The sequence below is a fragment of the Candidatus Palauibacter sp. genome (assembly GCF_965261555.1).
Taxonomy (GTDB): domain Bacteria; phylum Gemmatimonadota; class Gemmatimonadetes; order Palauibacterales; family Palauibacteraceae; genus Palauibacter.
The window spans coordinates 3,549,227-3,563,954 of the sequence record NZ_OZ253465.1; the positions used below are offsets into that span (position 1 = coordinate 3,549,227).

Consider the following 14,728-nt stretch of genomic DNA (forward strand, 5'->3'; position numbering starts at 1 on the left):
GAGGTGTCGAGGACCGACGGCCGTACGCTCCCCCATCCGGTCGGGGAACGCAATGGCCGGCGCCCCGGTCACGACGGTGGGATGGGGATATCGAAGAGCGTCTTTACGGCGGGCTTCTGCACCTTGCCCATCGCGTTGCGGGGCAGGTCGTCGACCAGGCGCCAGGCGCGAGGCACCTTGTAGCGGGCGAGCCGCTCCCGGACCCACGGATCCAGCCGCTCGGGGAGCGAGTCCGGTCGCGGCTCCGCGCCGGGCTCGGGGACGACCGCGGCGGCGATCCGTTCTCCCCAGTCCTCGTCGGGGATCCCGACCACGGCGCAGTCCCTCACGGCCGGGTGCGTGCGCAGGAGTTCCTCGATCTCGACCGCCGAGATCTTGTAGCCGCCGCTCTTGAGGATGTCGACGGAGCGGCGCCCCAGAAGACGGTAGTAGCCGTCCTCGAGGACCGCCTCATCTCCGGTCAGGAACCACCCGTCGACGAAGGCGGCCGCGGTCTCTTCGGGACGCCGCCAGTATTCGGAGAACACCATGGGGCCGCGGATCCGGATTTCGCCCGATTCTCCGGGCTCGAACGCTTCCACGCCCTCCGCGAGCACGCGTCCCGTGGCCGGGCGCACGAGGCGCAGGCCGACGCCGGGGAGCGGCTGGCCCACGGTGCCCGCTCGCCGCTCGCCGTCATACGGATTCGAGAGCCCCATGCCGATCTCCGTCATGCCGTATCGCTCGAGGAGCCGGTGCCCGGTGATCTCCTCCCACCGCTCGAAGGCGCGCACGGGGAGGGCCGCCGAACCCGACACCATCAGCCGGAGCGCGCGGACGCCCTGCGACCATCGCCGGCGGGTGGCGTCTTCCGCGGCATCCCAGGCGCGCAGGAGCTTCGCGTAGATGGTCGGCACGGCCATGAAAACGCTGATGTCGCCCGAGGCCAGCCGTTCCCAGGTGGACGCCGGATCGAACGACCCGCCGAACTCCACCGCGGCCCCCGCATGGAGCGGACAGCAGAGGGCGTTGACGATCCCGTGCGTGTGGTGGAGGGGGAGGACGTGGAGGATGCGGTCGTCCCGCTCCCACTTCCACGCGTCGAGCAGCGACCGGATGTGCGCCTCGATCTGGCCGTGCGTCGTCACGACGCCCTTGGGGCGTCCCGTCGTGCCGCTCGTGTAGAGGATCATCGCGGGTCGGTCAATCGCGACGGCTGGAAGCGGGCCCGGGTGGGGTGCGTCGAACGCGGAGGCGCCCGCGTCCGGGTCGGATGCATCGTGGAACGGGATGCCGCGCTCCCGCGCGGGGCCCTCGATGCGGCGTCCGGTTTCTCCGGCTCCGATGAGCGCGGCGCAGTCCGCGTCATCGATCACGTATTCGATCTCGCGAGCGGGATGGTCCGGACAGAGGGGGACGGCGATCCCGCCGGCGCGCCAGATGGCCCACTGAGTGACCACGTACTCGAACCCCGGCTCCATGAGGAACCCCATCCGGGCCCCGTCCAGGTCGGCGGCACCGGCTGCGGCAAGCAGATGTCGGGCCCACAGCCGCGATGCCGCTTCGAGTTCGTCGTACGTGCGGGACGCTCCGCGCGAGAGCACCGCTACGCGATCCGACCGCTCCGCGGGCGGATGGAAGAGCGTGGGGCCGGTCAAGTCCGGGCGCGATCCGCCGCGTGCGACACTACGCGGGTGGTCAGGACGCGGATCAGGTGGCGGCGGTATCCCTCGCTCGCGTGCATGTCGGCGGCGGGTTCCGAGGTTTCCGCGCACGCGGTCGCGGCGGCTTCGATCGCTTCGGGCGTCGGCTCCTCACCGACGAGCGCCTGCGCGGCCTCCCGCATCAGGCACGGCGTGGAGCCCCCGTTCACGAGCGAGATGGCGGCGTCGTCGCAAACCCCGCCGGAGTCCAGCCGCACCCGCGCGGCCACGCCGGCGAGAGCGTAGTCGCCGCGGCGCCGGGCTACCTCGTCGAAGGCCGTCCCCTCTCGGGGAGCGGACGGGGGCACCTCGATCGCGGTCAGGAGTTCAGCGGGCTCGAGCGCGGAGAAGAACGGTCCCAGGAAGAAGTCACCCAGATCGAGCGTTCGCTCCACCCGGGCGCCGGACTCTCCACTGCGCGGGCGGCGCGCGATCCGGACCTGCGCCCCCAGCGTGAGAAGGACCGCGGGCAGTTCTGCGGCTGGATCGGCGTGGGCCACGGAGCCCCCCACCGTGCCCCGCGAGCGAATCTGGGGATGCGCGATGAAGGGCGCCGCCTCCGCGAGGAGAGGAATCCGGTGCGCGATCAGCGGATCGCACTCCAGTTGCCGATGCCGGACCATGGCACCGAGGCAGATGCCGCCGTCCTCCGTTTCTTCGATCCGCGACAGCGCCTCGACCCGGTTCAGGTCCACGAGACGTTCCGGCGCCGCGAGACGGAAGTTGAGCATGGGCACGAGGCTCTGTCCCCCCGCAAGCGGGCGCGACTCGAGGGAAGTGTCCGCGAGGGCCTCCAGCGCCTCGTCGAGGTCGGCCGCAGCCACGTAGTCGAAGGGTGGGGGTTTCACGACGCACCACCCGAGGACTCTGGCCGCGACCCCGCACACCACTTCGGGTGCGCCCGCAGAAGTTGGAACAGACGGCCGGGGCTCGTCGGGATGTCGAGGATCTCCAGTCCCGGGGCGAGGTCCGCCAGCGCGTCCTCGACGGCCTGCGCGAAGGCGGCCGCCACGGGAATCGCGCCGCCCTCCCCCACCCCCTTCGTCCCGAGAGGGTTCAGCGTCGAAGGCGTCTCCAGGTGTGCGGTTTCGATCGGGGGGACGTCGGTCGAGGTCGGGAGGAGGTAGTCCATGAAGGAGGCGTTGCTCGTCCCGCCGAACTCGTCGAACACGAGTTCCTCGTAGAAGGCGTTCCCGATCCCCGCTGCGACGCCGCCGTGGATCTGGCCTTCCACGATCGTCGGGTTGATCACCGTCCCGCAGTCGTGCACGACGATGTAGCGCAGGATCTCGACCATCGCCGTCTCGGGGTCCACGGCGACGACCAGGGCGTGCGTTCCGTTCGCCGTCGTCCCGTACGGCGGGCCGAAGTACGAAGTCGCCTCCAGCCCGGGCTCGGTCCCCGGCTCCACGGCCCCCCGCAGCGGGTTGGCGGCCAAGGCAAGCGCGCCGAGATCGACGGAAAGGTCCGGGGCGCCCCGCACGCGGGCGGCTCCTTCGGCGAGTTCGAGGTCATCGGGGTCGACTTCGAGCGCCTCCGCGGCGTGCTTGAGGATCTTCTCGCGCACGGAGAGGGCCGCGGCGTGGATCGCGTTGCCGGCGACGACCGCGCCGCGGCTCGCGAAGGTGCCCGTCCCCCAGTGGAAGTCGCTCGTGTCGCCGGTCACCACCCGCACGTCGGACGGCTCCACGCCGATTGCATCGGCCACGATCTGCGCGAAGGAGGTGAAGTGTCCCTGGCCCTGGGTCCCGACGCCGGTCGCGAGGCGGACCGTGCCGCCGGGTTCGACCGTGATCCGAGCCCCCTCGTAGGGGCCGATCCCCGTCCCCTCCACGTAGTTGACGACGCCGACGCCGACCGCGCGCCCGTCCGACTGCGCCCGCTCGCGTTCCCGCGGGAACGTCTCGTGGCCGACCAGGCGGACGGCCTCCTCCAGCGTCGCCTCGTAACTCCCGCTGTCGTAGCGGAGCGGGGCGAAGTCCTGGTACATGATCTCGTGGTTGTACGGAAACTCGTCCGATCCGATCACGTTGCGGCGGCGGATCTCGACCGGATCGAGGCCGAGGCCGCGGGCCGCGAGGTCGAGCAGCCGCTCCATGACGAACACGCCGTGCTGCCGTCCCGCCCCCCGCACCGGCGTGACGATCGGCTTGTTCGTGAAGGCGACCCGGAACTCGCTTTCGTAGTTCGGCACGCGGTAGGGCCCGAGAAGCGTGCACTGGGTGTTGATGGGGATCGTGAGGCCGTAGGGGTCGTACGCTCCCGAGTCGTGGATGAAGATGTCCCGCACGCCCAGGATCCGGCCCTCGCGCGTGACCGCGATCTCCGCCTCGTGCAGTTGTCCCCGCTCCTGGGTGGTGGCGAAGAAGTTCTCGTACCGGTCCTCGACCCACTTCACGGGCCGTCCCAGCTGGATCGAGGCCCAGGGGATGAGGATCTCCTCAGGGTAGAACATGATCTTCGGGCCGAAGCCGCCGCCCACGAAGGGGGCGATGAACCGGACCTGCGACTCCGACAGGCCGAGGGCTGCGGCGACGACGTTGCGGACGGGAATGGGGGCCTGCGTCGTGTCCCACACCTCCAGCCGGTCGGCACGCGCGTCCCACTCCGCCACGACGGCCCGGTTCTCGATCGCGCCGCCGATCCCCCGGTCGTAGGAGAAGCGGCGTTCCAGGACGAGGTCGGCCCGGGCGCGGGCGGCGGCATAGTGCCCCTTCGTCTGTCGGACGTGCGCGGCGAGGTTCGATGGGAGGTCGTCGTGGATCCGCGGCGCGTCGTCATCGAGCGCCCGCCCGAGATCCACGACGGGATCGAACGGTTCGATGTCCGCCTCCACGAGCTGGGCCGCGTCCTCGGCCACGTAGCGGCTCTCCGCGACGATCATGGCGAGCGCCTCGCCCTGATGCCGGATCCGCTCGCGGACGAGGGGGAGCGCCGTGCGGGCGTGGAACACCAGCCCTTCGAGCGGCGGCGGCGGCACGAGCACCGCGCCGGGCCGGAGGAGCGGACCGAGGTCGGCGGCGGTGAAGACGGCGTGGACGCCGGGGTGCGCCCGCGCGCTCTCGACATCGAACCCGCGGAGCCGCCCGGCCGGCAGGTCGCTCCGCACGAAGGCAACGTGCAGCGCGCCCGGCGGCTCGACGTCCTCGACGAACTGCGCGCGGCCGGTCAGCAGCCGCGCGTCCTCGTTGCGCGGCACCCGCGCCCCGACCCACGTCCCGCCCGCCCGACTCATGCGTCACCCTCTTCGTCGGCTGCGGGACCGTCCGCCGCGAGGCGCTCGGCCGCGAGCGCGACCCCCTCCACGATGTTGTGGTAGCCCGTGCAGCGGCACAGGTGCCCGGACACCGCTTCGCGGATTTCGTCCCGCGAAGGCGCCGGGTTCGCGCGCAGGAACGCCTCCGCCGCCATCAGGATCCCCGGCGTGCAGAAGCCGCACTGCAGCCCGTGCGCCTCGTGCATCGCCCTCTGGATCGGGTGTAGATCCTCGACGCCGATCGCCTCTCCCGGCTGCACCTCGGCGAGCCCCTCGACGGTCGTCACCTCGTGCCCGTCGATCTGTACCGCGAACAGGAGGCAGGCCCGAACCGGTTCCCCGTCCAGTTGCACGGTGCACGCCCCGCACACCCCGTGCTCGCACCCCACGTGCGTGCCCGTGAGCCCGACCGCGGAGCGCAGGAAATCCGACAGGAGCAGCCGGGGCTCCACCTCCCCGGACCACTCGATACCGTTGATCCGGCCGGATATTCGTACGGAGGTCAACGCCGCTACGGGACGAGTTCCTGGCGCGGCTGGAGCTTCACGGCCCACAGCCCGCTGAAGTACTCCGCGAAGAAGAGGTTCCCCTTGTGGATCTGCGGACCCCAGGTGAAGGGGGCGTTCGCGACCACGCCGTCCGGATCGTACGCCATGTAGCGCGCGATCTCCCGGCCCTGCTCGCCCAGGTTGCCCTTCAGTTCTCCGGAGATGTCGAGTACGCGCAGCCCGCCGTTGTAGAACGCCGCGTAGAGCTTGTCGTCTTCGATCCACATGTTGTGCGAGCCCGCCTCGGGGATCTCGTAGCGCGCGACTTCCTCGGGATTGTCGGGATCCGTGAAGTCCACCACGTGGATGTATCCCGACATGAACTGCGGCGTGCGCTCCGGATCCTGTCCGTCGAAGCCCGGACGCCCCGCCTCGTCTCCCATGAACACGTAGAAGCGCCCCGTCGGACTCCGGTACGGGAAGGCCGCGTGCGTGCGCCCGCCGATGTCGCGGAAGCGCGCGATCTCGACCGGGTTGGAGGGCGAGCCACCGCGGTCGCCGCCACCCACGTCGATGAGCACGACGCCGTCGCCCCAGTTCGAGGTGTAGGCGATCCCGTCCACGATCCAGATGTCGTGGATCGCGTGCCCCGGCGTATCGAGTTCGAACCGGCCCACCCGGTGCGGACCGGCCGGGTCCTCGATGTTGATCACGTCGAAGCGGCGCCCGTTGTTCACCGCGTACACGTGATCCTCGTGGATGAAGAGGTTGTGCACGCCGCCCGTGAGTTCGTCGTCGAACACGGAGATCGTCGTCACGTCCCGCGGGTTCCGGCAGTCGAGGATGACGATCCCGTTGCGGCGATTCGAGGCGCCCTCGCGGGAAATCACGCAGATCTCCCCGTCCTCGCTCACCTTCACGTCATTCGTCGTGCGCGCATCGACCACGACGGAATCCGTGAGGACGGGGCTCGCCGGATCCGTCACGTCCCAGAAGTAGACGGCCCCGGCCGCCGCGTGCGTGCCGGTGATCGCGTAGTCGCGCCCGTCGACGCCCTCCCACACCCACAGATCCGAGGTGCGCTCGTTGTTCACCTGTCCCTGCCCCACGAACGTCATTTCCTGCGAGGCGTGTCGCGCATGGATTTCAAGCGAGGTGCGCGCGGCTCGGCCCGGCACGTTCGCGACGACGGTGTAGACGCCGGGGAAGTACGCCACGAACCGGCCCTGCTCATCGATCTCCGCCGGGGGAATGTCCGCGGTCGCTTCGATCGCGGGATCCGACATCACGGTCCAGGTGACGGGCAGGTCGGCCACGGCGCCGCCCATCGCGTCCTCGACCATCGCCTCGAAACGCACCACGTCGCCCGTCCGCGCCCGTTCCGCGCTCCCCGACACCGTCAGGCGCGCGGCGGGGTTCTCCCTGACCTCGTAGGGGACCTCCGCGGAGATGCCCTCCGCCTCGGCCCGCAACACAACCTGCCCCGGCGCGTGGGCCGTGAGAATCCCGAAGCGATCCACGGTCGCGACGCCCTCGTCGGAGGTGGACCAGCGGATCTCGCCGTCACGCTCGTCCTCGGCCGTGTCGAGCAGCGTGGCCCGGTGACGCGTCGCGACGCCGACATACGTCGAACCGCCCGAAGGCATCACGTCGATCCGGTCCAGCGGGGGATAGGCCACGCTCACCGTTACGGCCGCCGCGCGCAGGTTCCGCGCGGTGGTCACGACCGCAGAGATGAGGAACTCGCCGCCCTTCACCGCCCGCACCCGACCCGTGACGCGGTCCACGTCGAGGCTACGGCGCGCGCTCCCGCTGCGACCGTCCGCGAAGCTCGGGAAGAAGAGGACGGGGGCGTCGACCTCGTTGCCGTCCGCGTCCAGGACGCGGGCTTCAAGCGTGGCCTCCTCCCCCACCTCGAGCGACAGCGCGCTCGGCGCGATCTCGACGGAGACCGCCTCCTGCGCGGCAACGGGTGCGGCGGTGGTCAAACCAAGAAGAATGAGAAGCGCGAGACGGGGGAGAATCGCCGGGCTGCGGTACATCATCGCTCCACCTTTACCGTCGGAGTTCTTGCATCGTGAGCAGTTGCAAGATGTCCGCCAAACGAGCGGAACCGCAACGAGAGGAGCGGGATCTCAGCCGTACTTCGCGCACCTCGCCGCCCTGAGTCTTGGCGTCGACTGGGCGGGCAAGGTCAGAATTTCTCCGGTCTCGGCATCGACGCCGACAAGGACGTTCGTGACCGTGGCGTTCGACTTCTCGAGTTTGATCGTTCGGTACTCGTAAACGACCTCGACGCGCCCGCGCTCGCGGGCCAGTGCGTACCCGCGATCTCCTTCTCGCAAGATCTTCATCTCAGCTCCCGGCTCGGCTGATCGGTGGTCAGTCTCAGGAGGAAGAGGCCCTCGCGGCGGCTGGAGAGGAGGATCGTCCCGCTCCCGAAGAAGGGATAGACGCTCCAGGCCCCGCCGAACCCTCCTTCGTCCCCGCTGGACGGAGTGGTATCGAAGCTGCCAACGGCGACGGGGGCCTCAGGATCGGTGAGATCCAGCACGAGGAGACCGCCGAGATTGTTCGCCATGTAGAGCCGGTCGCCGCGCACGTACAGGTTGTGGGTGCTGGCCTTGGTTGGACCGAAATACTCGTCCAGCAGGACGGGATCTTCGAGGTCGCTGACGTCGAACACGAGCACGCGGGATCCGTCCAGCTCCCGTATGAGTCCATCGAGTTCGTCGTTGCCGTAGAAGTAGCGGTGGTCTTCGCTGAACCATCCCTGGTGCGAGTATCCGACGCCGGGATAGGAGGCAGCCGCCAGCGGGACGGGATGCGCCTTGTCCGTGACGTCGGCGAACGAGAACGCGGTCTCGTTTCCGGCCGCGCAGATCTCCCGCCCCTGATGGTCCTCGTCGGGGCCGCGGTAGATGACGCACTGCGCGTCGTGGGTGTAGCCCGTGCCGCGGCGACCCGTGTCGAGATGGGCGAAGCAGCCCGCGAAGACGGGGTTCAGCGGCTCGTTGACGTCGACCATGTGCGAGCCCCCGCCGCACGTCTCGCCCTCCCCGTCGGAGCCGACCAGATAGGCAAAGCCGGTCTCCTCGTTGATGGCGATGTTGTGGCTCGACTCGATCCCCTCGTACGTGGCTGCAGGCGCGAATTCCCGCGCTTCCGGCGCGTGCCGCAACCCCGTCAGGTCGAAGACCTGCATGCCGTGGCGAACCGGCCCTCCCGCGACGACGAACAGGTGATCCCGGAACACCTTGGCATCGCGCCACTGGCTGGGTTCGCTGCCTGCGGTCGCGGGTAGGTCGCCCACGTAACGCGGCCGGAGCGGGTCGCTGACGTCGACGAACGCCGTCCCGTTCGTTCGTCCGGCGATCGCGTATTCCTTCCCCGTCTCGGGATCCGTCCACCCCCACACGTCATTGAGCAGGGTGTCCCCGCCGGCACCGAGTTGCTCGGGCGTGAGGACGGCGAGCAGATCCACGCGATCGCACGGAAACCCGTCAGCCGTACCGCCCTCGCAGCGCACCTGCGCGACGCCGGATGAGACGGTCGACATCACCGCAAACACGGCGAGCACGGGTGCCAGACCGTGCCCGCAGTGTCTTTCTCGCGAGGTCCTCATCTCAGCTCCCTGCCCAATGAACGCTCACCCCGATCGCGGGGCCGCCGAGACACAGCCCGGAGGAAATTCATTCACGCGGTGAATGATAATCATTCATGGCGTGAATTGAATGCAGGTCGCGCGACGTTCAGTAGCTGTGGGTGTGGACGCCTTGCACGGCTCGGCCGGAGGGGTCGGCCATGCCGGCGAAGGAGGGGTCCCAGGCGATGGCGGCCGGGGTGCTGCAGGCGATGCTCGGGCCCTCGGGGACGCAGCGCACCGCGGGCTCGCCGGGGAAGTGCGACGCGAAGATCGAACGGTAGAGGTACGCTTCCTTCGTGAGCGGCGTGTTCGTGGGGAACCGCGCCGCCGCCCGGGCGAGCTGTCCGTCGCTGATCTCGCCTTCGGCGATCTCCTTCAGGCTGTCGATCCAGGAGTAGCCCACGCCGTCGGAAAACTGTTCCTTCTGGCGCCAGAGGATCTCGTCCGGGAGGAGCCCCTCGAACGCCTCGCGCAGGATGTGCTTCTCCATGCGCCCGTCCGCCGGCCGTTTCGACTCCGGGTCGAGGGCCATCGCCACGTCGAGAAACTCGCGGTCGAGGAAAGGCACCCGCGCCTCCACTCCCCACGCCGCCATCGACTTGTTCGCCCGCAGGCAGTCGTACTTGTGGAGCTGGTCGAGCTTGCGGACCGTCTCCTCGTGGAACGCTCGCGCGTCGGGCGCCTTGTGAAAGTAGAGATACCCCCCGAACACCTCGTCGGCGCCCTCCCCCGAGAGCACCATCTTGATCCCCATCGCCTTGATGCGGCGGGCCATGAGGTACATCGGCGTGGAGGCCCGCACCGTCGTCACGTCGAACGTCTCCAGGTGCCGGATGACGTCGGAGACCGCGTCGAGTCCCTCCTGCAGCGTGTAGACGATCTCGTGATGCACGGTGCCGATCGCCTCCGCCGCGGCCCGCGCCGCCTCCAGATCCGGAGCCCCGTCGAGCCCGATCGCGAAGGAATGGAGCCGCGGCCACCACGCCTCCTCCGTGTCGTCCGACTCGACCCGGCGGCGGGAGAACTTCATCGCCAGCGCCGAGATGATCGACGAGTCGAGGCCGCCCGAAAGGAGCACACCGTACGGCACGTCCGACATGAGCTGCCGGTGGACCGCTTCCTCCAGCGCCTCCCTGACCTGCTCGGGATCCGCCGGACCGTCCGCCACGGCCTCGTAGTCGCGCCACCCCGGCCGATAGTACGGAACGGGCCGGCCATCGCCCTCGCGGCTGTCGAGCATGTGCCCCGGCGGGAAGTCGTGGATCTCCGGGCAGGTGTCGATGAGCGCCTTCATCTCGGAGGCCACGTAGAAGCGCCCCTCCGCATCTCGCCCCGTGTAGAGCGGCATGACGCCGATGGGATCGCGCGCGATCAGGTAGCGGTCGCGCGTCTCGTCGTAGAGGGCGAAGGCGAAGATCCCGCTCAGCTCGTTGAGCCACTCAGCGGGGTCATCGGGTCGCCCCTCGTACAGTGCGAGGATGACCTCGCAGTCGGAACGGGTCCGGAACGGATGGCCGCGCGCCACGCCCCGCTCCAGCTCCAGGTGGTTGTAGATCTCCCCGTTGACCGCGAGCACCGTCGCGCGGCCGGGCCCGAAGAGGGGCTGCGCGCCGCTCTCCACGTCCACGATGGAGAGCCGCTCGTGGGCGAGGATGGCCCGCTCGCCCGAGTAGATGCCGCTCCAGTCCGGGCCCCGGTGCCGCTGGCGCCGCGAAAGGTCCAGCGCCCGGCGGCGGAGGCCCGTTGCGCCGGGTTCGATCTCGAAGATGCCGAGGACGGAACACATGACCGGAAGCGCCCGCCCTCAGCTCGAGGGGGGCGCGTCGGCCCGGCGGACGGGCGGAGAGCTAGGGGACAAGTCGTTCGGTCCGCGGCTTTACGAGGAACAGCCCCTCGCGCCGGCTCGAGAGGAGGATCGTCCCGCTCTCGAAGTACGGATAGACGCTCCACGTCCCGTCGAAGCCTGCGGCGTCCTCGCTCCAGGGCGTGGTGTCGAAGCTCCCGGCCTCCGTCGGGTTCTCGGGATCGCTGATGTCGAGCACGCGCAGCCCGGCGCGGTTGTTCGACATGTAGAGACGGTCGCCGCGCACGTAGAGGTTGTGGTCCGTGACGCTCGTCGCGCTGTAGTACTCGCGCACGAGGAGGGGATCGTCGAGGTCGCGCAGATCCCACACGAGGGTCCGGGTCCGGTCCACCTGCCCGCTCACCTCATCGAGTTCGTCGTTGGAGTAGAAGTACGCGTGATCTTCCGTGAGCCAGCCCTGGTGCGCGTAGGCCACGTTCGGGTACTCCGCCCGCGCCACCGCGACGGGGTTCGACTTGTCCGTGACATCCGCGATCGAGATCGCCGTCTCGTTCGCGTTCACGCAGATCTCGCGGCCCGCGTAGTCCTCGTCCGGGCCGTGGTAGACGACGCACTGCGTGTCGTGCGAGTTCCCGGTGTTGCGGCGCCCGGTGTTCAGGTGGGCGAAACAGCCGACGAACATCGGATTGAGCGGGTCGTTGATGTCGACGATGTGCGATCCGCCGCCGCACGTCTCCCCGCCGCCGGAGGCACCCACCAGGTAGGCGAAGCCCGTCTCCTCGTTGATCGCGACGTTGTGGACGGAGGCAACGTCCTCGTACAGCGCGGTGGGTTCAAACTCCTGCGGCGACGTGACATCCCGGAGTTGGGTGAGATCGAAGATCTGCATCCCGTGCTGCCCCGCCCCGTCCGCCACGACGAACATGTGGTCCCTGAACACCTTCATATCGCGCCAGGTGTTGGACCGGGTGCCCGGAGTCTTCGCGAAGTTGCCGAGATACCGCGGGTTGAACGGGTCGGTGACGTCGACGAACGCGATTCCGTCCATGCGGCCCACGAGCGCGTATTCCCGTCCCGTCAACGGATCGGTCCAGCCCCACACGTCGTTGAGCCGGACGCCGCGGGGGGCGCCGAGTTCTTCCCGGGGGATGAAGGAGAGGAGATCCACGCGGTCGCAGTCGAAGCCCTCGGCGAGCCCCTCCTCGCAGTCGATCTGTCCGCCGGAGATCGAAGAGAGCCCCACCTGCTCGCTCACCAGCCGGACTGTCGTGGACACCCCGGGGCCCCGGACGATGACCGATCCGGCCCCGAAGTCGTCCGTGGGCAGACCCGCGACTACGCGGCCGCCGCCAGCCGCAACGACGCGGCCTGCCGGGGCAGGCTCGCGGCCCGGCATCTCCCACCCGTATTGGACCGTCCAGCCATCCTCGGCCCGTTCCAGGCGGTATACGAGGCCCCCGCCGTAGTCGGCCATGGGTGCGCCAACCCAGGCAACATCGCCGTCCACGGCGAGAGCGGCGCCGAACCCGGTGGGCGCCTCGTTGCCGGGCCCGATCGTGCCGGCGGACTGCCATTCGCCGGCCTCGTCCCTGGCGAACCGGTGGATGGCGCCGAGCCCCTCGTCCTGTCCGGCCGCCCCGACCAGCGCCTCGTCGTCCGCGAACGCCACGGCCAAGCCGAAGGCCCGCCCGGCTTCCCCTTCATCGGCGCCCAGTTGCGCTACCTGTTCCCATCCCGTGCCCCGGTCGAAGCGAAACAGGTACGCCTCGCCGCGACCTTCGTCGGTCCGTGGCGCGCCGATCAGCGCGTGGTCTCCCTCCAGCGCGACGGAGGCCCCGAACCCCGTCGAGCCGCGGTCCGCCGCGAGGCGGGCTTCCTCTTCCCAGCCACCGCCGTAGGCGCGCCGGAAGGCGACGACGATGTCCTGCCCGCTCGAGCCGTCCGTGGCCGCCACGAGGAGGTGTTCGTCCCCGGCGGCAAGCAAGCGCCCGAACTCCTCCAGGCCGGGAGAAGGAATCTCGCCAGCGTGCAACCATTCGGACCCGCGCTCGTACACGTGCACGGCGCCCGCCCCCGGCGCGCCCACGAACAACCAGGAACCGGCGTCCGCGAGCGCCACTCCGAAGCGGTCTCGCACAACGGCTTCCGGTGCGTACAACGCCTGAACTTCCGTCCAGGCTCCGGCACGGAAGACGCGCACGCTTCCGGGCTCGCGTTCGGAGGTGGGCTCCCCCACCAGGACTTCATCCTCTACGACGACGACCGCACTGCCGAACCCCTGCGCGGCGAGCGCCCCGGGGGCGGCCGCCCCTACGAGGACGGCAAAGGCCGCGAAGGCGGCGAAGGTGGCGGCCAGTGAACGGATCTTCATGACTGTGACCATGATCAGGGTCCTCCGGTTTCCAGCGATCCCGCGTACGCGGTGAACAGGTCGTTGATGTAGTGGACGTCGCGCCCCTCGCGGGCCAGGTAGCTCGCGGCCACCGCGGCCCGCGCGCCGCTAAGGCAATGTACGAGCAGCGAACCGTTCGACGGCAGCCGGTCCGCGTAGTCGGGCAGCCGAGTATAGGACGCGTTTACCGCTCCGGGCAGGTGCGACGCCGCGTACTCCGATGCGTATCTGACGTCGAGGACGTCGCCCGTCCCATCTTCCGAGAGCCGGCTCGCCGCGTCGAGGTCGATCTCCGGGATCGCGGCCGCCGGCCCGCCCTCGTCAAAGTACCGTTCGAGCGTTTCGTGCTCCACAAAGCCCCTCACGTCGTCGAACCCGATCCGCACCAGACGCCGCACAGCCCACTCGAGATCCGTCTCATCGATGACGAGCGTGACCGCCGCGCCCTCCGGGAGGACCGAGCCCGCCGCGGTGCAGAACGACTTCGTGAGCGGGACGTACACCGATCCCGGGAGATGCCGCGCCATGAACGCCGACCGGTCCGGACGCGTGTCGATGACAACTTCCCGGGCGTTCGAACCCGTCCGGGCGCAAGACGCCGCCTCCCGCGGCGAGACTCGCGGCGGTCGCGGAAGCCCGCCCAGCACCGGGGCCCCGTCGCGGTTGTCCCGCTTCATGCGGGCGAAGTACATCGGCGGTTCGGGCTGCCCCTCGAGGATGTGGGAGATGAACGCGTCCTCCCCTTTCAGCGCCGCCGCGATCGCCGGGCTGAAGCGTCGCTCGTAGCCGACGGTGGTCTCCGGCACGGCCCCGAGCGCCTTCCCGCACGAGGAGCCGGCGCCGTGGGCCGGCCAGACCTGCAGGTAGTCGGGCAGGTCGAGGAAGCTGCGGACCGAGCCGTACAGCCGGCGCGCGGCGGGCGTCATCGCTCCAGCGACCCGCGCCGCCGTCTCGAGCAGATCCGGCCGGCCGAGATCACCCACGAAGACGAAGTCCCCCGACAGGAGGCCCATGGGCTCGTTGGCCCCCGCACCCCGGTCCGTAACGAGAAACGACAGGTGCTCCGGCGTGTGTCCCGGCGTATGCAGCGCCCGGAACTCGATCTCTCCGATCCGGAAACCGTCGCCATCCCGGAGCGGCACGTGGTCGTAGGCCCCGTCGCGGGCCCACTCGTACCGCCAGTCGGGGCCGCCCTCATCCGAGAGATAAAGCCGGATCCCGAAGCGTTCGGCGAACTCCCTCGCGCCGGAGAGGAAATCGGCGTGAATGTGCGTCTCGGCCACGCCGACGATCCGCAGGTCTTCGCTCGCCGCCAGATCCACGTAGCGGTCGATGTCGCGCTGCGGATCGAAGAGGATCGCGTCTCCGGTACGCTGGCACCCGATCAGGTACGCGTACTGCGCGAGCGTATCGTCGAAAACCTGTCGAAAGAACATCTCGTCGAAGCCGCCTCTCGAAGC

10 protein-coding genes are annotated in these 14,728 nt (G+C 69.7%); all 10 read right to left on the reverse strand.

Features of this window, described 5'->3' with window-relative positions; translation table 11 throughout:
• Positions 1-68 precede the first annotated feature (68 nt).
• Entirely contained in the window at positions 69-1,637 is a 1,569-nt protein-coding gene (locus ACQY5G_RS15480; protein WP_428275443.1) for an acyl-CoA synthetase, read from the reverse strand.
• Positions 1,634-2,530: an FAD binding domain-containing protein gene (locus tag ACQY5G_RS15485; RefSeq protein ID WP_428275445.1), complete on the reverse strand. Its 897-nt coding sequence runs from the start codon at positions 2,528-2,530 to the stop codon at positions 1,634-1,636. Before ACQY5G_RS15485 ends, ACQY5G_RS15480 begins: the two co-directional genes overlap by 4 nt.
• Entirely contained in the window at positions 2,527-4,917 is a 2,391-nt protein-coding gene (locus ACQY5G_RS15490) for a molybdopterin cofactor-binding domain-containing protein (protein ID WP_428275447.1), read from the reverse strand. Before ACQY5G_RS15490 ends, ACQY5G_RS15485 begins: the two co-directional genes overlap by 4 nt.
• The gene (locus ACQY5G_RS15495) at positions 4,914-5,444 is read right to left on the reverse strand and encodes a (2Fe-2S)-binding protein (RefSeq protein ID WP_428275449.1); all 531 of its coding nucleotides are present in this window, start codon (positions 5,442-5,444) and stop codon (positions 4,914-4,916) included. Before ACQY5G_RS15495 ends, ACQY5G_RS15490 begins: the two co-directional genes overlap by 4 nt.
• Positions 5,445-5,449: 5 nt before the next feature.
• Positions 5,450-7,471, reverse strand: a complete 2,022-nt coding sequence (locus ACQY5G_RS15500; protein WP_428275451.1) for an Ig-like domain-containing protein — start codon at positions 7,469-7,471, stop codon at positions 5,450-5,452.
• 90 nt (positions 7,472-7,561) lie between these two features.
• On the reverse strand, positions 7,562-7,780 hold the full coding sequence (locus tag ACQY5G_RS15505; protein ID WP_428275453.1) for a hypothetical protein: 219 nt from the start codon (positions 7,778-7,780) through the stop codon (positions 7,562-7,564).
• Positions 7,777-9,051, reverse strand: coding sequence for a choice-of-anchor B family protein (locus ACQY5G_RS15510; RefSeq protein ID WP_428275455.1), 1,275 nt, complete (start codon positions 9,049-9,051; stop codon positions 7,777-7,779). The genes ACQY5G_RS15505 and ACQY5G_RS15510 overlap by 4 nt, the downstream gene beginning before the upstream one ends.
• A 127-nt stretch (positions 9,052-9,178) precedes the next feature.
• Positions 9,179-10,858, reverse strand: coding sequence for an asparagine synthase B (gene asnB, locus ACQY5G_RS15515; protein ID WP_428275457.1), 1,680 nt, complete (start codon positions 10,856-10,858; stop codon positions 9,179-9,181).
• 61 nt (positions 10,859-10,919) lie between these two features.
• Entirely contained in the window at positions 10,920-13,259 is a 2,340-nt protein-coding gene (locus tag ACQY5G_RS15520) for a choice-of-anchor B family protein (RefSeq protein WP_428275459.1), read from the reverse strand.
• Positions 13,260-13,261: 2 nt separating this feature from the next.
• Positions 13,262-14,704: an MBL fold metallo-hydrolase gene (locus tag ACQY5G_RS15525; protein WP_428275461.1), complete on the reverse strand. Its 1,443-nt coding sequence runs from the start codon at positions 14,702-14,704 to the stop codon at positions 13,262-13,264.
• Positions 14,705-14,728 lie beyond the last annotated feature (24 nt).